This is a genomic window from Agrobacterium sp. El2ro-1b, from assembly GCF_048298475.1.
Lineage (GTDB): Bacteria > Pseudomonadota > Alphaproteobacteria > Rhizobiales > Rhizobiaceae > Agrobacterium > Agrobacterium fabrum.
In genome coordinates, this window is record NZ_CP103458.1 from 2,866,336 (window position 1) to 2,882,850 (window position 16,515).

The following is a 16,515-nucleotide window of genomic DNA, read 5'->3' on the forward strand; positions in this document are numbered from 1 at the left end:
CGAGTGGGCGATGGCCGGGAAAATCAGGTCTGAAAGCCGCGATAATGGCTGGGCGGATAACGATTATGCTGTTGCCAGACGCGCCGCAAATGCCGGGCAGAGGCAAAGCCCGCCCGCTCGGCGATGGCTTCCATATCGAGGCGGCTATTTGAAAGAATGTCACGGGCCAGATTGACCCGCATCAGGTTGACGTAATCGATGACGCTGATGCCGGTATGGTCGCGAAACAGGCGCGACAGATGCCTTTCACTGAGTGCTGCGATATCGGCCAGCCTCTCCAGCGACCAGTCTTGTGTCGGCTCAGTCATGACTCGGTCCTGCACCCGATGGATGGCGGGGTGCATATGGTTACGGCCGGTCAGCCAGGGGGAAATCTGCGGATCGTTGCCGTTGCGCCGGAGATAAACGACCATGGTTTGGGCAATGCGCGCCGCGACGGCGGGGGATGTCAGCCGCGAAACCACATGCAGCATCAGGTCGATGCCGGTGGAGATGCCCGCGCTGGAAAAGCGGTTGCCATCCTCGACAAACAGCCGGTTTTCGGCCACCTGGGACAAGGGCGCGACACGGCGGAGCGCCTCGATGCAGTCGCTATGCGTGGTGCAGCTCCGCCCGTCGAAAAGCCCGGCCTCACCCGCCAGCAATGCGCCGGAGCAGATGGAAATGACTGTCGTGTCGAGACCCACGACGCGGCGCAGCCATGCTGCCAATGCCTGCCGCTCCCGCCGGATTTCCGGTTCGTTCTCGGAGCACGACGTGCTGCCGGAGATCAGCAGAAAGGCGTTCTCCGGCAGTGTGGCAGGCAGGGTCTCCAGCCCGCAAATACCAAGGCCGATCGAGGATTGTTGCTTTTCCTGTGCTGCGATGTAGCGGCAGTCGAAAAAAACATCGTTCTGCTCGTCATTGGCATAGCGGATCACCTGCAATGGCCCCGCAATATCGAGCAGCAACGCGTGCGGCGGCACAAGCGTATAAAAAGGGATGGCGCGTGTGCCGCCTTTATCCATCAGGCTGCTGCCTCCAACGGTGCCAGCGCCTCGCTCACAGTGGCGATGCGCGCGAAGCGGCCGGCCAGCACCAGCTCAGTCCGCTTGCGGATGTCATCCGCGCTGAACACCGTGCCGGAGGTATGCGTCATCGGAAAGGTCAGCGTCGCCTCGGTGATGTAATCGACGCTATATCCGAGATCGGATGCGTGCCGGGTGGTGGTTTCGCAGCATTGTTCGGTGCGGATGCCGGAAACGATCAGCCGGTTGATGCCTCTCTGCGTCAGCCAGATCTCGAGACCGGTGCCGGCGAAGGCCGAGTGCCGGCTCTTGTGAAAGGTGACATCAGGGGTAATCCGCACACCCTCCAGCGCTCGGATATAACCGCTGTCTTTCGAGAAGGCCCGGTCGCCATCGACATGGAAGATTTGCACGACGGGGATTGCCGCTGCCTTAGCGCCGTCGATCAGTGCCTGCTGCTTCTCCAGATAGGCGGCAAGCCCGCTTTCTTCGAAATAGGGGGTATGCCGAAAGGATTCCTGAACGTCGATGACGAGAAGTGCGGTGTTGGACGAGGACATTTCATGGTTCTCCAGTGTGATCATGGATAGCATAATTCTCCTTCTCCTGTGCGGATAAAAGCAACAAAGCCGACAAAGGAAGGACAAATCCGGCCATACCTTATTTCGTTGCCTGCCGGCGGCTTGCCAGCCCCTGCGATGGTGATAAGTTTCCGGCAAATGGCAGAGTGGGAGAATGGAATGCTGCGCTTCGGAATAATCTCAACGGCGAAAATCGCTCAGGATCACGTCATTCCGGCAATACAGGATGCGGAAAACTGCGTGGTGAGTGCCATCGCCAGCCGCGATCACGCCAGAGCTCGCGCGGTTGCCGAGCGTTTTTCCGTGCCCCATGCCTTCGGTTCCTATGAGGAGATGCTGGCATCGGATGTGATCGATGCGGTCTATATTCCGCTTCCCACCGCGCAACATGTGGAGTGGACGATCAAGGCCGCCAATGCCGGCAAACATGTTCTCTGCGAAAAGCCGATTGCGTTGAAGGCAGAAGAGATCGATACGCTCATCGCTGCGAGGGACCGTAATGGTGTCATCGTGTCCGAGGCTTTCATGGTCACCTATTCCCCTGTTTGGGCCAAGGTGAAGGAATTGCTGGCGTCGGGCGCCATCGGTACACTGAAACATGTGCAGGGCGCTTTCAGCTATTTCAATCGTGATCCCGGCAATATGCGCAATATTCCCGAATTGGGTGGCGGGGCGCTGCCTGATATCGGCGTCTACCCGACCATCGTTACCCGCTTTGCCACCGGCGCCGAGCCCAGGCGCGTGCAGGCCACGGTCGAGCGTGACAGGGAATTCGGCACCGATATCTATTCCAGCGTCCGGGCCGATTTCGGCACGTTCGAGCTGAGCTTCTATTTGGCAACCCAGCTTGCCTCCCGTCAGCTCATGGTCTTCCACGGCACCGATGGCTACATTGAGGTCAAATCTCCGTTCAACGCCAATCGCTGGGGGGCTGAAGAAATCGAACTGACCAATCAGGCCCATAACCAGTCGCAAGTCTTCCGGTTTCAGGATAGCCGCCAGTACAAGCTCGAGGCGGAGGCCTTTGCCCGTGCGGTAAAAGGCGAGGGCGAAGTCGTCACTCTGGAAAATTCGAGGAAGAACCAGCTTTTCATCGACGCCATCTACCGCGCGGCGGAAAAGGATGGTTGGGAAACGGTTTAAGTCCGCTGTTTTTGCAGCCGAAAATATCCGTAAAGCGCCAGGACCAATGCTGCGATCGCTGAAAGTGCGAGCGGGATGAACGGCTGCAAAAGCGGGTTGCGCCATAGCAGCAGAGCAAACAGGCCGACGCCGACGATCCGGGATGTGAGTGTGACGGCATTCTTCAGAAAGCCGTTCAGCTCTGCGCCATTCGAACGGTTAAGCTTCCAGCTCGTCGCAAGCCCCGCTGCCGCACCCGGTAAACGTGCCGCCAGCGGATCGACGCGGAGATAGAAAACAAGCAGACAGGTAACGGCAAGATCGACGGCCAATCCGCAAATTTCGGTCAGCGCGAAGTGCGGAAGTCTCAACGGGGTGAGCTTTTAAAGCGTCGGCTGCGTGGAGCGCGGGCGTTGCAGCACCAGAAGGCCGATCACGACACCCACCACGCCGAAATTATAACCGGCAAGCGCCAGAAGCAGCGACATCAGCGGCACGGCCGTGGACGAAAGCACCATTGCGACACCGTAGGCGCCGATGATCATCATGCAGATGAAAACGATGCTGAAGACAGAGCGCAACGCAACTGCGGTTACGCCAAGCACTGTGGCGGTAAGAAAAATCATGATGCCGCCTCCTCTTTGGTTGCCGGGTCTGGAACAAGACGTAGCGTCTCCTTCCCTAACGAACCCTTGTTTTCTCCTCCAAACCCTGTTTTCCTAACTCGTTAGTTGAGGATATGGTTTCATCGACGTTAAAATCGGTGAGCCGATGTCGGCATTTCCGAATCGACGGCTTTTGGTTACAAACGGTCATGAGCGATATCTTCTCCCATGCTACCTTGAGCAATCTTGCCGAATTTTCGGTGTCCGAACTGTCGGGTTCCATCAAACGCACGGTGGAGACGGCTTTCGAGCAGGTGCGTGTGCGCGGCGAGATTTCCGGCTATCGTGGCCCGCATTCTTCCGGCCACGCCTATTTCTCGCTGAAGGATGATCGTGCCCGTATCGACGCGGTGATCTGGAAGGGCACGTTTTCTCGGCTGAAGTTCCGCCCGGAAGAGGGGATGGAAGTGATCGCGACGGGCAAGATCACCACCTTTCCCGGCTCTTCGAAATACCAGATCGTCATCGAAAGCCTGGAGCCTGCCGGTGCCGGCGCGCTGATGGCGCTTCTGGAAGATCGCCGGCGGCGGCTGGCGACAGAGGGACTTTTTGATGCGGCCCGCAAGCGTCCCCTGCCATTCATGCCGCGTGTCATCGGCGTCGTCACCTCGCCCACGGGTGCGGTCATTCGCGATATTCTTCACCGTATCTCGGATCGGTTTCCGGTCCACGTCGTCGTCTGGCCAGTCAAGGTGCAGGGCGAAGGCTCGGGCGAGGAGGTGGCGAACGCCATTCGTGGCTTCAATGCGCTGAAGTCCGGTGGCGAGATTGCCCGTCCCGATGTGCTGATCGTCGCTCGCGGCGGCGGCAGCCTGGAAGACCTCTGGAGCTTCAACGACGAAATCGTCGTGCGCGCGGCAGCTGAGAGCGAAATTCCGCTGATTTCTGCCGTCGGGCACGAGACCGATACGACATTGATCGATTATGCCGCTGATGTGCGCGCGCCGACGCCGACAGGCGCTGCCGAAATGGCGGTGCCGGTGCGGGCGGAACTCGAAGCGCAGCTTTCCGGTCTCGCTGCCCGCCTTTCCGGTTCGGTCTCGCGGCAGATGGACAATCGCCGCCAGGGCGTGCGGGCGCTGGTGCGCGCTTTGCCGTCGCTCGATCAACTTCTCGCCCTGCCGCGCCGACGTTTCGACGAGGCTGCGAGCGGTCTTGGCCGTGGATTGGAATTGACGACGCTGAACAAGCGCCGCGCTTTCGAGCGTTCCGCCTCGGGACTGAGACCGGAAACCCTGCTGAACGGCCTCAAACACCATAGGCAGCGGATTACCGAACGCATGCACCGGGCCGAGACCCTCGTGGAGCGCCGTCTGTTGCAGGGCAAAGGCCGGGTTGATTCATTCGATTCCGCGCTGCGTTCGCTTCCTGCCCGCCTGCTTGGCCAGCTGGAACGGCAGAAGGAACGGGTCGTCACCGCGTCGCGCCGGGCCGATACAGCGGTGCTGCACCGCATGGCGCAGAACCGTTCCGGTCTCGCTGCTCATGACCGTATCCTGCAATCCCTGTCCTACAAAAACGTGCTGAACCGCGGTTATGCCGTGATCCGCGATGAGGAAAACCGGCCGCTGACCCGCGCCGCCGCCATTGCCTCAGGCGCTGTGGTCTCGATGGAATTTGCCGATGGCCGCGTTTCCGCCCTCACGACGGGAGAGGGAACACCCGCCCCGGAGACCGCCGCCGCGCCAAAAAAGAAGCCGGCGAAACCGGCTTCTTCTGACCCGGGGAATCAGGGCAATCTGTTCTGATCAGATCGACGCCGCATCCGAGAAACGGCGGGTGACGGTGAAGGTCTTTTCGACATCGGGATGCAGCTCCATGCCGAGACCGGCACCCGGCGGCACGGTGATCATGCCGTTTTTCACCTCGGGCAAGGCGGTCACGAGATCGCGATACCAAGTCTTGTAGAAGGCGCGCACGCTTTCCTGCACCAGCGCATTCGGCGCGTTGAGCGACAGATGCGTGGAGGCACAGAGCACTACTGGTCCGGTGCAATCATGCGGCGCGACCGGCAAGTGCCAGGCTTCCGCCATGGAGGCGATCTTGCGCGCTTCCGAAAGGCCGCCGCACCAGCTGATATCAAGCATCACCACGCCGGCCGCACCCGTTTCCAGGAGATCGCGGAAAGCCCAGCGGGAACCGAGCGTTTCCGATGCGGAAATCGGTGCGGGCGACACGGCGGCGTAACGCGTCAGGCTGGACAGGCTGTCCATCTTGATCGGATCTTCATGCCAGAAGGTCTGGTAGGGGGTGAGCGCCTTGGCGATCTGCATGGCGGGCAGAAGCTGCCACATGGAGTGAAACTCCACCATGATATCCATCTTGTCGCCCACCGCCTTGCGGATTTTTTCAAACGGCTCGAGCGCGCTTTTCAGGTCCGGCATCGAGATATATTGCCCGCGCGTTTTTTCCGCGGCCCGGTCAAAGGGCCAGATCTTCATGGCGGTGATGCCGTCTTCCAGCAGCGAATGGGCAAGTTCGTCGGCGTTATGCAGGAAGCCGTTCAGATCGTCATAATCCCTGCCGTCGGAGAGGCCATAATTGGCCGTCTGCTGACCGGTCGCCTTCTTGATATATTCGGTGCCGGCGCAGGTATTGTAGGTGCGGATTTCCTTGCGGCTGAAGCCGCCGAGAAGCTGGGCGATGGGCTGGTTGGTGGCCTTGCCGAAAATATCCCACAGCGCGATGTCGAAGGCGGAATTGCCGCGCACTTCCGCGCCCGACGACCGGAAACCGAGATAACCGACAAGGTCCTGCGCCAGCAGGTCGATCTGCAGCGGATCGCGGCCGATCACGCGGGGGGCGATATATTCATGCACATAGGTCTCCACCGTCTCCGCTCCGAAGAAGGTTTCGCCGAGCCCGGTAATGCCCTCATCCGTATGGACCAGAACCCAGAGCAAGTTTGCCCGTTCCGCCACACGGACGGTCTCGAGTTTTGTTATTTTCATGGTGTCTCCTCCAGAGGCAGTCGGTTTCCATCTGGGACTGCGTTGAAAAAATCAGGCGATGCCGGCGGCGAGAAGCGCATGCACGCTTTCATCGAAGTGCCGCGCCATCAGCGTTGAGGCGGTTTGCGGATCGCCTGCGGCAATGGCCTGTCCGATGGCGATGTGCAGTTCGCACGCGGCAAGGCGCTGGGCATCGGAGGTTCGGCTTTTCCAGCCGATCGGCCAGGTCTGGCGTGTCACATTCTGGAAAGCGCCGAGAATGAGTTCGAAAACCGGGTTCTTGGAGGCTCTGGCAACAGCAAGGTGAAAGGCAAGGTCATGCTCCATCACCCTGTCATTGTCGCTGAAGTCCCGCTCCATATTGTTGGCGTGATCAAGGATGGTAAGCGCTTCCAAGTCCGTTCGTCTCAGCGCCGCGAGCGTCACGGTTCTGACTTCGATGGTGCGGCGTACGTCGTAAATCTGCTGGATGTTGATCTGCTCGGTATGAATGCCATGTTCGAACATCAGCGACATCGCACCATGGTCCAGCGTCGCGACGGTTGCGCGCTTGCCCGCACTGACATCGATCAGCCGCATGGCCGACAGAGACCGGAAAGCCTCGCGAACGACCGTGCGCGAGACGCCCAGCTGTTGCGAGAGCGAAAGTTCACTCGGCAGCTTCGCGCCGGGTGCCAACTCGTTTTCGCGGATATGGCGGGTGATCGCGCCGATTGTGCTGCTGACGAGGCCGGATTCATGCGAAATGGCGTTTAACATTTTTACTCCAACCTGTAGGACAGGTTTACGGAAAATTGCTTACAGGATTTTCTCTACGTAGACAAGCGCCCTGGCCCGCACAATCGCCGGTTCCATCTGCGACGTAAATCTATTCCTCGAAGTCCTGCAGGAAGCGTTTCAGCAATCCATCAAGGGTAGCCCGCTCCTCTTCGCTGAGATGGGCGACAAGACGATGCTGGTTGTCGACATGCGCACCCACCGCCTCATCGACGATGGCAAAGCCACGCTCCGTCAGCGATATCAAGACGCTGCGCCGGTCCTGCGGATTGTGAATGCGCTCCACCAGCCCGGCTTTTTCCAGCTGGTCGATCCGGTTTGTCATGGTGCCAGAACTGACCATGGTCATGGCCAGCAGATCGCCGGGAGAGAGTTGGTAGGGTGAGCCCGCGCGCCGCAATGTCGCCAGCACATCGAAAGCGGAAGAGGAGAGGCCGTGTTTCAAGAGCACCGCCTCCACCTCGCGGCCAAGATGCGTGCTGAGCCGGTGCAGGCGCCCAAGCAGCCCCATCGGGCCGACATCGAGATCGGGTCGTTCCTTGCGCCACTGCGCGAGAATGTGATCGACGTGGTCCGTAGTTTTCTTGCTCATCACCAAGGCATAACAATTGATATCTTGACGTCAAGATAAAATCGACTAAGCTGAATTTATCTTGATATAGAGATTCTTGAAATGAAGAAAAATACGACCTATACCGCCGATGTGATGGTCACAGCGCTTGCTCCCGCCATCTGGGGGACCACCTATTTCGTCACAACGGAATTTTTGCCGCAGGGATATCCGTTGCATGTCGCCATGCTGCGCGCCTTGCCGGCCGGTATCCTGCTGCTGCTTCTCGTCCGAAAGCTGCCGCAGGGTATCTGGTGGCCGCGCAGCTTCGTTCTCGGCGCACTGAATTTCTCGTTTTTCTGGGCGATGCTTTTCGTTTCTGCCTATCGGTTGCCTGGCGGTGTCGCGGCAACGGTGGGCGCGGTGCAACCACTCATCGTTATCGGTCTGTCGCGGCTGTTTCTCTCAACACCGGTGCGGCCGCTCGCCATCGGCGCCGGTTTTCTCGGCATTGCAGGTGTTGCGCTTCTGGTGCTGACGCCCGGCGCGGCACTGGATGGTATCGGTGTTGCCGCAGGCCTTGCCGGCGCCGTCTCCATGGCCTTCGGAACGGTGCTGACCCGCAAATGGCGCCCGCCCGTCTCGAACCTCACCTTCACCGCGTGGCAATTGACGGCGGGCGGCATTCTTCTTTTGCCGGTCGCTTATTTTCTGGAGCCGGCCCTGCCGGCGCCAACGGCGGCCAATGTCATGGGCATGGCCTATCTCGGCCTCATAGGCGCGGCGCTCACCTATCTTCTGTGGTTTCGGGGGCTCGCCCGCATCGAACCTTCCGCGGCGGCATCGCTCGGTTTTTTAAGCCCTGTCGTGGCCACCCTTCTGGGCTGGCTGGCGCTTGGCCAAAGCCTTGCGCCAGCGCAGATCGCCGGGTTCATTGCCGTGCTTTTCAGCATCTGGCTCAGTCAGCGCAGCCAGTTGCCGAGGTAGGGGGCCGTTAGGCCCATTCGCCCTTGCGCATGACAGGAACGGTGGAGCCATCCGGCTTCACGCCATCGATATCGACCTTGTTGGAGCCGATCATCCAGTCAATATGGATCAGGCTGGAGTTGCCGCCCTGCGCCTTGATCTGGTCCTGCGACAGCGAGGCGCCGCCGAGGAAGCATTTTGAATAGCACTGGCCGAGCGCGATATGGCACGAGGCATTTTCATCGAATAGCGTGTTGTAGAACAGGATGCCGCTTGCCGAAATCGGCGAGGAATGCGGCACAAGCGCCACTTCGCCAAGACGCCGCGCGCCCTCATCGGTGTCGAGCACCTTGTTCAGCACGGCTTCCCCCTTGGAAGCCTTGGCTTCGACGATGCGACCGGCTTCGAACCTCACCTGGATATCATCGATCAGCGTGCCCTGATGCGACAGCGGCTTGGTGCTGGACACGTAACCATCGACACGCAGCGCATGTGGTGTGGTGAAGACCTCTTCGGTCGGAATATTCGGGTTGCAGGTCACGCCGTTTTTCGCCATGGAAGCGCCGCCATGCCATTCGTGGCCATCCGCCAGGCCGATCTTTACGTCGGTGCCCGGGCCGGTGAAATGCAGCGCAGAGAAGCGTTCGTCATTCAACCATTCGGAGCGCTTGGCAAGATTGGCATTGTGCTGCGCCCATGCGGCGACGGGATCGGCCACATCTACTCGCGAGGCCGCGAAGATGGCATCCGCCAGCTTGCGCACCGCTTCATCCTCGGTGAGGCCGGGGAAGACCTGCTTTGCCCAGGAGGGGTTGGGGTAGGAAATGATGTTCCAGTTGATGTCGAAGTTGGAAATCTTCTCCAGCGCCGGCTTATAGGCCGTGGAATTGGCCTTGTTGGCGCGCGCCACCTTGGCAGGGTCTTGCTCGGCCAGCAGCATGGGGTTGTCGCCGGCAATCGCCAGCCGCGCCGCGCCATTGGCATAGGCCTTTGCCATGCCCTCATAAAGCCAGCCGGAAGCCCGGTCGAAATTCGCGTCGCTGGCATGGCGGTAGCGCGAAAGGGTGGTTTCCTCGTCGGAGTAGAAAGTGGTCACCAGCCCGCCGCCCTCGATATAGGCATGCTTGGTCAAGAGCCTGACCAGCGGCAGGGCCGCGAGCGGCGCAGTGATCACCAGATCCTGATCCTTCTGCAATTGCAGGCCGACCTTGACGGCGACTTCCGCGAGTTTTTCGAGTTTGACGGGATCGATGGGGGAAACGGTCATGATCTGCCTTCGTCTATTTCAATAGGAGGCGCCGACCATAGCCCATTCCTTCCGAAAGCCAAATGCTTTCAGGAACGGCCGTTTCGCCTCATTCCGCGACCAGCGGCGCTACGATGGCACTCAATGTTTTCTGGGCATCGCGGGGCGAAAGCCTTACCTGCAAACCCCGTTGCCCGCCATTCATGTAGACATAATCATGCACCATGGCATCGGCTTCAATGGCTGTCGGCACCTGCTTTTTCTGACCGAAAGGGCTGATGCCGCCGACATGGTAACCGGTCGCCCGCTCCGCATCGGCGGGTTTCATCATGTTGGCGGATTTGCCCCCGAACGCGGCTGCAAGCTTCTTCATGCTCACCTCGCGGTCGGAGGGGACGACAACGCAAACCGGCTTGCCGTCCAGCTCCGCCATCAGTGTCTTCAGCACAAGATGCGGCGCCTCACCGATCGCCTCGGCCGCCTGCAGGCCGATGCGGTCGGCATTCGGGTCGTAATCATAAGTGACGGTGGTGAAGGCAATGCCGGCCTTCGTCAGCATCTGGGTGGCGCGGGTTGTTTTGGACATGGTGGGTTGCGCTCAGGCAAAAAGGGTGTGGTAGATTTCCGGCTTGAAGCCGACGGTTATCTTGCCCTTCGCCTCCAGCACCGGGCGCTTGATCATGGAGGGCTGCGCGAGCATCAGTCCGATGGCCTTTTCGCGAGTGAGATCGGCCTTCTGGCTGTCGTCGAGTTTCTTGAAGGTCGTGCCGGCCCGGTTGAGAACCGTTTCCCAGCCGGCGGCATCACACCATGTTTCCAGGTGGGCGCGGTCGATGCCGGCCGCCTTGTAGTCGTGGAAGGAATAATCGACGCTGTTCAACTCGAGCCAGCTTCTGGCCTTCTTCATCGTGTCGCAATTCTTGATGCCGTAAATCGTGACCGTCATGCTACCGCCTCTTCGTCTTTAAGCCTTCCGGCATAACAAAATATCCATCTTATTCAAGCCGCCGCCTGAGGTGCCTTGCGCCATTTTCGAAGCATGATGCCTGAGCCATGCAAAATTGAAGTGGCTGATATTCGAACGAGCGCGAGCAAAGCTGCATGGCTTCCCTGCTACATCATGAGTTGTAGAACAGAGCGTAAATCCCCATTATCTAGGCATCAAAGATGGAGAGAAAAATGCGTCAGGTTGCAGAGACATCGCGTAACTTCTTCGGTGAAACTTTCGCCGTTCTCGGTGCAGCGCTCTCGGTTTCGGCCGCTGTTCGCGCACATCGCAAGCCCGCCCGCGCCGATCTCGAAGCCCTCGGTATTGACGGCAAGGCTTTCGACAAGGTCCAGCTCTAAGCTGATTATCGTTTATAGCGAGGCGACTTCGCCTCGCTTATGGGTATATTTTGGCGGGCCTAAGCGTTCAGCCTATTTTCGGTTCGGCCGTTTTCTCGGACCGATCAGTTTGTCCGGTAAATGCAGCTGGTTTTCGAGCGGCTCATACCGATCCGCTTTTGCGGAGAGTGCGAAGCGTCCAAGGGACTCATGTCGCGTTTCGCCGTTATGGCTGAAAACAAGCTCGAAATTACTCGCAAGCCAGCTATATGGCTTTCCGGCCGGCATCGGCTCTATCTTCCCGCAGCCATAAATCATCGTGACATGCGGCGTAAAAGATGGTGCAGGGATATAGGGAAGGTTCGCCTGTCGAAGCGCCCGTTGCAGCAGCCTGACCAAGGCATGGATCTCCGGCTGATCACCGCCGTTTCGTAGAACCAAACTGTTGCGATTGCCAAAAAGCGCGCTTCCGTCCAGGGTGACCGGAACAGGCCGCGCGCTCACCGCATCCATTGCCGCCTTCAGTCTGCTTGTCAGTCCGTGAGGGATCGTCTCGAAACATCCCAAACACAGGAGGGTTATGTGCAGAAGCTCGGCGGGATATGCCTCACGGGTTGTGCGACCCATGGCATGATACGACGCATCAACAAACATTCTTTCCGCCAATTGCCGTGGCGGCTTGAGCATTAGCAGGAGCTTGTTTCGAAAGCGTGGATTGACGCGCCGTATTTTCTGCGGCTCCAGCCCATCAAAGCAAAGCTGCCTTAAGGCTCTTTCGTCCGCCAACTCGCACTCCATGACGATGCTCCACAGCCTTATACCAAGGCCGGAAACCTATCATTGTGCGGTGATAAAATAAAGAACAAAAGATGAACAGAAGGCGGAATTGCTCCGCCTTCGCTTATTCCCACTCGATCGTGCCCGGCGGCTTGCTCGTCACGTCGTAGACGACGCGGTTAATGCCGCGCACTTCGTTGATGATGCGGGTTGCCGCACGGCCAAGGAAGTTCATGTCGTAGGGATAGAAATCCGCCGTCATGCCATCCACCGACGTCACCGCGCGCAGCGCGCAGACGAAGTCATAGGTGCGATAGTCGCCCATGACGCCCACGGTCTGCACCGGCAGCAGCACGGCAAAGGCCTGCCAGATGGTGTCGTAGAGACCGGCCTTGCGGATTTCGTCGAGATAAATCGCATCCGCCTTGCGCAGAATATCGAGCTTCTCGCGGGTGATCGCGCCGGGGCAACGGATCGCGAGACCCGGACCGGGGAAGGGGTGGCGGCCGATGAAGCTTTCCGGCAGGCCGAGTTCGCGGCCAAGCGCGCGCACTTCATCCTTGAAGAGTTCACGTAGCGGCTCGACGAGCTGCATGTTCATGCGCTCGGGAAGACCGCCGACATTGTGGTGGCTCTTGATGGTGACGGAGGGGCCGCCGGAGAAGGAGACGCTTTCTATGACGTCAGGGTAAAGCGTGCCCTGCGCGAGGAACCTGGGCGCACCCTTGCCGTCAGCAGCGATCTTGGCCGCTTCAGCCTCGAAGACCTCAATGAACAGCCGGCCGATGGTCTTGCGCTTCACTTCCGGATCGGAAACACCGGACAACTCGCCGAGGAACAGATCGGCGGCGTCAACGTGAACAAGCGGAATATTGTAATGGTCGCGGAACATGCCGACGACCTGCGCGCTTTCGCCAAGCCGCATCAGGCCATGATCGACGTAAACGCAGGTCAGCTGGTCGCCAATCGCCTCATGGATGAGGATCGCTGCAACCGACGAATCGACGCCGCCGGAAAGCGCGCAGAGCACCCGGCCGGTGCCAACCTGCTCGCGGATCTTGCGGATCATCTCGGCGCGATAGGCAGCCATCGTCCAGTCGGATTTGAGGCCGACGATCTTGTGCACGAAATTGGAGAGCAGCTTGCCGCCGTCAGGCGTGTGCACCACCTCCGGGTGGAACATGGTGGTGTAATAGTGACGCTTCTCGTCAGCCGCGATGGCGAAAGGAGCGTTCTCGGAGGTCGCGATGACCTCGAAACCATCAGGCAGCTTTGTTACGCGGTCGCCATGGCTCATCCACACCGGATAGCTCTTGCCCTGTTCCCAGAAACCTTCGAACAGCGGGCTAGCCTTCTTGATATCGATATCGGCACGGCCGAATTCTGCCGCATGGCCACCTTCGACCACGCCGCCGAGCTGCGTGCAGAGCGTCTGCTGGCCGTAGCAGATGCCGAGGATCGGAACCTTGCTGTCGAACACCGCCTGCGGAGCCCGCGGGCTGCCCTCTGCCGTCACGGATGCGGGGCCGCCGGAGAAGATCACGCCCTTGGGCTGAAGCTTCTCGAAAGCCTCTGCGGCATTCTGGAACGGATGGATTTCGCAATAGACCCCGGCTTCGCGGATGCGGCGCGCAATCAGCTGCGTCACCTGGCTGCCGAAATCGATGATGAGAATGCTGTCGGGATGGGCTATCTGGGTCATGGCGAGCCTTTAAAGAAAATGGCGGCTTTAGGCAACCCGGAAGCGGGCGTCAAAGGGCGGAAATTTGCGAAAATCGCAAGGTTTCAAAGGGCAATCACACCATCCTCGATGGCGCGGCAGAGCCGATCGACGGCATCGGCGAGCTTTTCATCGATGATATCAAGATACTCCGTCCAGTCATCCACATGGTTCACATCGGCCTTGCCGTCGGAAATACCGCGCATGCCGATGAGCGGTACACCGAAGCGCTGGCATGCCCGCAGGACCGCAAAGGTCTCCATGTCCACCATATCGGCATCGATCAACCCATAGGCCTCTCCTGAAACGACGTTGCCGCCGGTGGAAAGCCTGGCCTCGGCAATATCGGGTATCCGCAAAGGCAGGGCAACTTCGGCGGGCAGATCGAGAAACGGCGTTCGCCCCTTTTCGAAACCGAAGGCGGATGCATCCATATCGCGATAGGAAACCGAAACCGCCTGATAGATGCTCGTCTGTTCCAATGTCTGCGAACCGGCGGAGCCAAGCGAAACGACGAGGTCGGGCAAATGGTCGGCGGCATCGAGACCGGCAAGAATGGCGGTCACCGAAATGGCCGCCTCGACTGGGCCGACGCCGGTCATGAGTGGCGTGATGCGCGCCTGCAGATGGGGGCCGTATTCAGCGGAAGCCGCCATGACGAAAAGAACGGATTTATCCGCAACATGCGAAAGCCGGTAGCTCATCCGGTAATATCCTCGCGCCCCTTGACCACCATCATCGTGCCTGTCATCGAGGCGATCAGCTTTGCCGGCCCATCGGATAGGGCATAGGCACGACCGTCCGCCACGATCAGATTGTTGCCGGGCTTGATGATCTCGCCGCGAAACAGAAACCGCTCACCACGACCCGGCGACATGAGGTTGACCTTGAATTCGATGGTCAGCAGCGAGGCTTCCGGTTCGATGATCGTATAGGCCGCGTAAGTGCAGGCAGTGTCGAGACCAGCGGCGATGACGCCCGCATGCAATATGCCATGCTGCTGTGTCAGCTTTTCGTGGAAGGGCAGCTCTATTTCCACCAGCCGGTGTTCAATGCGGCTTATCTCGGCATTGATGGCCTGCACCACGCCCTGCCGCGCGAAGCTTGTTTCTATCCGCTGGCGAAAATCGCCGGGATCCGTTATCTCCATGGCCTACCTGCCTGCCTTCTGCCCCGTCGCAGACTGACATGGCGCGTTGCGTCGGGCAAGGCAAGGGCGTAAGGCGAATTAGTTCAGCATTCCGATACTTGCGTTGAGCGCCGTGGCAAAGGCGACCCACAAGGCATAGGGCGCAAAAAGCCACATGGATACGCGGTCGCGACGGTAGGTCAGTGCCATGAAGGCGATGATGCAGATCAGCATGGGGAGGATGATGACGAGCGCACCGGCCGGGCTCTGCATGCCGAAAAAGATCGGCGACCACAGGAAATTCAGCACCATCTGCGTGAACCAGAGGCGCATGCGCGTCCCCATTGGTTTCCGGATCCACGTTCGTGCGCCGGCGATGCCGATCAGCACGTAAAGCGTGGTCCAGACTGGCCCGAAAATCCAGTTTGGTGGATTGAAGAATGGTTTCTGCAACGATTGATACCATTCGCCCGGCACGTTGTTGACGCCGATCAGCGCCCCGACGGCAACAACGACAACCACAAAAACAATATACACGGCAAGGTTCTTCATGACGCCTCAAATGCGCTGGCCATTGCTTTTGTTCCCTGCCTTTTCAGTATTTTAGCCGGACAGGCGCACGATATGCTGGTCCCAGGCCACGTCGCTGCGAATGGCCTCGAAAAATCCGTCATAAGAGGAAACCGCAATGCCGCCTGCAGCCGTCGCAACGCCCGCCGCCTCCCGCACGCTGACCTCGGAGACCACACTTCCCGTCTTTGCATCAAGCGTCACGGCAGCGTTGCCATTCGGCGAGGTCAGACCCACCAGTCCTTCGCGCCGGTTGACGGCGATGGCCCCGACATAATTGGCAAGCCGTACCGTCGTTTCCTCCGGCAGATCGACGAAGGCAACATCCTCACCCTTCGAGAAATGGCCGACAAGCGGCGGCAGATCGTTGCGCGGTCCTTCATATTGGCAGGCGAACCAGATGCGGCCGTCATCGCCGAGATCGACATGGCGGGTGGAGAGCTGCCGCAGCCGGTCCGGCATCGCGTGTTTCTGGATCAGCTGGCCGGTGGCGGCGTCCAGGAGCACGAGCGACGGTTCCATGCTGTCGACATTGAGCTTTGTGCGGCCGAAATCCGGGTGGGTCTCGATGCCGCCATTGGCGATCACGATCAGCCCTCCGTCATCGCTCACCGTCATGTCATGGGTGCCGACGCCATGCGCGTCATATTCGCCGATGCGGGCAAAGCCGTTGCGGGCGTCGTAAAGGCCGATGACGCCGCGATTGCCGTCAAAGTCGTTTTCGCTGGCATAAAGGATTGCGCCATCGGGTGAGAATTGCCCGTGGCCATAAAAGTGCCGGTTCTCCGGCGAGTGCATCACGACAGGCTCCTGACGCCGCACGGGATCAAACGCCATGAAGAATGTGCCGGGACGGCGCGCGAATGCCACGGTCCTGCCGGTCGCATGGCTTGTCGCCATCCCATGGGCGCGGGCGGGAAGCGCAACGCGGTCGATGATTTCGCCGCGCTCGCTCACCGTCGCAATGCCGTAGGATCCATCGCGTGCGCGGAAGGCGGAGGCAAAGACGGCGTCCGTGCGTTCCAGCGCATGGAGCGACCGCGGGGCGAGGGCGGCAAGAAAGGGAATTCCCGCCGCCTTGATGAAGCTGCGCCGGTCGATCAGCATGCTCTTGCTGCCGGAGGTCAT

General features: G+C 59.6%; 20 protein-coding genes. 4 read left to right on the top strand and 16 right to left on the bottom strand.

Annotation, left to right across the window (positions count from 1 at the left end; all coding sequences use genetic code 11):
• Positions 1–23: 23 nt before the first annotated feature.
• Together NYR50_RS13995 and NYR50_RS14000 are read right to left on the bottom strand one after the other, a co-directional pair.
• Positions 24–1,007 (bottom strand): GlxA family transcriptional regulator, encoded by a 984-nt coding sequence (locus NYR50_RS13995; protein WP_418136328.1) that lies wholly within the window; start codon positions 1,005–1,007, stop codon positions 24–26.
• Entirely contained in the window at positions 1,007–1,567 is a 561-nt protein-coding gene (locus NYR50_RS14000; protein WP_418137309.1) for an isochorismatase family protein, read from the bottom strand. The genes NYR50_RS13995 and NYR50_RS14000 overlap by 1 nt, the downstream gene beginning before the upstream one ends.
• A gap of 180 nt (positions 1,568–1,747) precedes the next feature.
• On the opposite strand from NYR50_RS14000, the gene NYR50_RS14005 reads away from it, so the two are divergent.
• Positions 1,748–2,731 (top strand): Gfo/Idh/MocA family protein, encoded by a 984-nt coding sequence (locus NYR50_RS14005; protein ID WP_418136329.1) that lies wholly within the window; start codon positions 1,748–1,750, stop codon positions 2,729–2,731.
• On the opposite strand, the gene NYR50_RS14010 is transcribed toward NYR50_RS14005, so the two are convergent.
• Complete coding sequence (locus NYR50_RS14010) at positions 2,728–3,081, bottom strand: hypothetical protein (RefSeq protein ID WP_418136330.1); 354 nt, start codon at positions 3,079–3,081, stop codon at positions 2,728–2,730. The two genes, NYR50_RS14005 and NYR50_RS14010, sit on opposite strands and share 4 nt — an antisense overlap.
• 12 nt (positions 3,082–3,093) lie before the next feature.
• Positions 3,094–3,336 (bottom strand): hypothetical protein, encoded by a 243-nt coding sequence (locus NYR50_RS14015; RefSeq protein ID WP_010970778.1) that lies wholly within the window; start codon positions 3,334–3,336, stop codon positions 3,094–3,096.
• Positions 3,337–3,524: 188 nt separating this feature from the next.
• On the opposite strand from NYR50_RS14015, the gene xseA reads away from it, so the two are divergent.
• Entirely contained in the window at positions 3,525–5,123 is a 1,599-nt protein-coding gene (gene xseA / locus NYR50_RS14020; RefSeq protein WP_418136331.1) for an exodeoxyribonuclease VII large subunit, read from the top strand.
• On the opposite strand, the gene NYR50_RS14025 is transcribed toward xseA, so the two are convergent.
• The 3 genes from NYR50_RS14025 to NYR50_RS14035 all read right to left on the bottom strand — a co-directional run bounded on the left by NYR50_RS14025 (position 5,124) and on the right by NYR50_RS14035 (position 7,695).
• Positions 5,124–6,326 carry a mandelate racemase/muconate lactonizing enzyme family protein gene (locus tag NYR50_RS14025; protein ID WP_418136332.1) on the bottom strand — a complete coding sequence of 401 codons (1,203 nt, stop codon included), beginning with the start codon at positions 6,324–6,326 and terminating at the stop codon, positions 5,124–5,126.
• 51 nt (positions 6,327–6,377) lie between these two features.
• Positions 6,378–7,085: a FadR/GntR family transcriptional regulator gene (locus tag NYR50_RS14030; protein WP_418136333.1), complete on the bottom strand. Its 708-nt coding sequence runs from the start codon at positions 7,083–7,085 to the stop codon at positions 6,378–6,380.
• 109 nt (positions 7,086–7,194) lie between these two features.
• Positions 7,195–7,695: a MarR family winged helix-turn-helix transcriptional regulator gene (locus NYR50_RS14035; protein ID WP_418136334.1), complete on the bottom strand. Its 501-nt coding sequence runs from the start codon at positions 7,693–7,695 to the stop codon at positions 7,195–7,197.
• 81 nt (positions 7,696–7,776) lie between these two features.
• On the opposite strand from NYR50_RS14035, the gene NYR50_RS14040 reads away from it, so the two are divergent.
• A complete protein-coding gene (locus NYR50_RS14040; RefSeq protein WP_418136335.1) occupies positions 7,777–8,640 on the top strand; it encodes an EamA family transporter in 864 nt (287 codons plus the stop codon).
• Positions 8,641–8,647: 7 nt separating this feature from the next.
• Here NYR50_RS14040 and NYR50_RS14045 read toward each other — a convergent pair whose 3' ends face one another.
• The 3 genes from NYR50_RS14045 to NYR50_RS14055 form a co-directional block, all read right to left on the bottom strand.
• Positions 8,648–9,886, bottom strand: a complete 1,239-nt coding sequence (locus tag NYR50_RS14045; protein ID WP_418136336.1) for an aminopeptidase — start codon at positions 9,884–9,886, stop codon at positions 8,648–8,650.
• Between the two features lie 88 nt (positions 9,887–9,974).
• A complete protein-coding gene (gene ybaK / locus NYR50_RS14050; RefSeq protein WP_418136337.1) occupies positions 9,975–10,451 on the bottom strand; it encodes a Cys-tRNA(Pro) deacylase in 477 nt (158 codons plus the stop codon).
• Positions 10,452–10,463: 12 nt separating this feature from the next.
• The gene (locus tag NYR50_RS14055) at positions 10,464–10,811 is read right to left on the bottom strand and encodes an ArsC family reductase (RefSeq protein WP_418136338.1); all 348 of its coding nucleotides are present in this window, start codon (positions 10,809–10,811) and stop codon (positions 10,464–10,466) included.
• A 233-nt stretch (positions 10,812–11,044) separates the two neighbouring features.
• Here NYR50_RS14055 and NYR50_RS14060 point away from each other — a divergent pair, with 233 nt between their 5' ends.
• On the top strand, positions 11,045–11,212 hold the full coding sequence (locus NYR50_RS14060) for a hypothetical protein (RefSeq protein ID WP_418136339.1): 168 nt from the start codon (positions 11,045–11,047) through the stop codon (positions 11,210–11,212).
• A gap of 72 nt (positions 11,213–11,284) precedes the next feature.
• On the opposite strand, the gene NYR50_RS14065 is transcribed toward NYR50_RS14060, so the two are convergent.
• The 6 genes from NYR50_RS14065 to NYR50_RS14090 all read right to left on the bottom strand — a co-directional run bounded on the left by NYR50_RS14065 (position 11,285) and on the right by NYR50_RS14090 (position 16,515).
• A complete protein-coding gene (locus tag NYR50_RS14065) occupies positions 11,285–11,989 on the bottom strand; it encodes a 2'-5' RNA ligase family protein (protein ID WP_418136340.1) in 705 nt (234 codons plus the stop codon).
• Positions 11,990–12,092: 103 nt separating this feature from the next.
• Positions 12,093–13,670, bottom strand: coding sequence for a glutamine-hydrolyzing GMP synthase (gene guaA, locus NYR50_RS14070; RefSeq protein WP_418136341.1), 1,578 nt, complete (start codon positions 13,668–13,670; stop codon positions 12,093–12,095).
• A gap of 83 nt (positions 13,671–13,753) precedes the next feature.
• Positions 13,754–14,392 carry a 5'-methylthioadenosine/S-adenosylhomocysteine nucleosidase gene (locus tag NYR50_RS14075; RefSeq protein WP_418136342.1) on the bottom strand — a complete coding sequence of 213 codons (639 nt, stop codon included), beginning with the start codon at positions 14,390–14,392 and terminating at the stop codon, positions 13,754–13,756.
• Entirely contained in the window at positions 14,389–14,838 is a 450-nt protein-coding gene (locus NYR50_RS14080) for a PaaI family thioesterase (RefSeq protein WP_006310129.1), read from the bottom strand. The genes NYR50_RS14075 and NYR50_RS14080 overlap by 4 nt, the downstream gene beginning before the upstream one ends.
• Before the next feature lie 78 nt (positions 14,839–14,916).
• Positions 14,917–15,369, bottom strand: a complete 453-nt coding sequence (locus tag NYR50_RS14085) for a TspO/MBR family protein (protein ID WP_418136343.1) — start codon at positions 15,367–15,369, stop codon at positions 14,917–14,919.
• Positions 15,370–15,420: 51 nt separating this feature from the next.
• Positions 15,421–16,515, bottom strand: coding sequence for a DUF1513 domain-containing protein (locus NYR50_RS14090; protein WP_418136344.1), 1,095 nt, complete (start codon positions 16,513–16,515; stop codon positions 15,421–15,423).

Coding starts and splice junctions, on each gene's coding strand:
- NYR50_RS14085 (WP_418136343.1), bottom strand. CDS start 15,369: ATGAAGAACCTTGCCGTGTATATTGTTTTTGTGGTTGTCGTTGTTGCC.
- guaA (WP_418136341.1), bottom strand. CDS start 13,670: ATGACCCAGATAGCCCATCCCGACAGCATTCTCATCATCGATTTCGGC.
- NYR50_RS14035 (WP_418136334.1), bottom strand. CDS start 7,695: ATGAGCAAGAAAACTACGGACCACGTCGATCACATTCTCGCGCAGTGG.
- ybaK (WP_418136337.1), bottom strand. CDS start 10,451: ATGTCCAAAACAACCCGCGCCACCCAGATGCTGACGAAGGCCGGCATT.
- xseA (WP_418136331.1), top strand. CDS start 3,525: ATGAGCGATATCTTCTCCCATGCTACCTTGAGCAATCTTGCCGAATTT.
- NYR50_RS14060 (WP_418136339.1), top strand. CDS start 11,045: ATGCGTCAGGTTGCAGAGACATCGCGTAACTTCTTCGGTGAAACTTTC.
- NYR50_RS14030 (WP_418136333.1), bottom strand. CDS start 7,085: ATGTTAAACGCCATTTCGCATGAATCCGGCCTCGTCAGCAGCACAATC.
- NYR50_RS14040 (WP_418136335.1), top strand. CDS start 7,777: ATGAAGAAAAATACGACCTATACCGCCGATGTGATGGTCACAGCGCTT.
- NYR50_RS14015 (WP_010970778.1), bottom strand. CDS start 3,336: ATGATTTTTCTTACCGCCACAGTGCTTGGCGTAACCGCAGTTGCGTTG.
- NYR50_RS14005 (WP_418136329.1), top strand. CDS start 1,748: ATGCTGCGCTTCGGAATAATCTCAACGGCGAAAATCGCTCAGGATCAC.
- NYR50_RS14025 (WP_418136332.1), bottom strand. CDS start 6,326: ATGAAAATAACAAAACTCGAGACCGTCCGTGTGGCGGAACGGGCAAAC.
- NYR50_RS14000 (WP_418137309.1), bottom strand. CDS start 1,567: ATGTCCTCGTCCAACACCGCACTTCTCGTCATCGACGTTCAGGAATCC.
- NYR50_RS14080 (WP_006310129.1), bottom strand. CDS start 14,838: ATGGAGATAACGGATCCCGGCGATTTTCGCCAGCGGATAGAAACAAGC.
- NYR50_RS14090 (WP_418136344.1), bottom strand. CDS start 16,515: ATGACCTCCGGCAGCAAGAGCATGCTGATCGACCGGCGCAGCTTCATC.
- NYR50_RS14055 (WP_418136338.1), bottom strand. CDS start 10,811: ATGACGGTCACGATTTACGGCATCAAGAATTGCGACACGATGAAGAAG.
- NYR50_RS13995 (WP_418136328.1), bottom strand. CDS start 1,007: ATGGATAAAGGCGGCACACGCGCCATCCCTTTTTATACGCTTGTGCCG.
- NYR50_RS14075 (WP_418136342.1), bottom strand. CDS start 14,392: ATGAGCTACCGGCTTTCGCATGTTGCGGATAAATCCGTTCTTTTCGTC.
- NYR50_RS14045 (WP_418136336.1), bottom strand. CDS start 9,886: ATGACCGTTTCCCCCATCGATCCCGTCAAACTCGAAAAACTCGCGGAA.
- NYR50_RS14065 (WP_418136340.1), bottom strand. CDS start 11,989: ATGGAGTGCGAGTTGGCGGACGAAAGAGCCTTAAGGCAGCTTTGCTTT.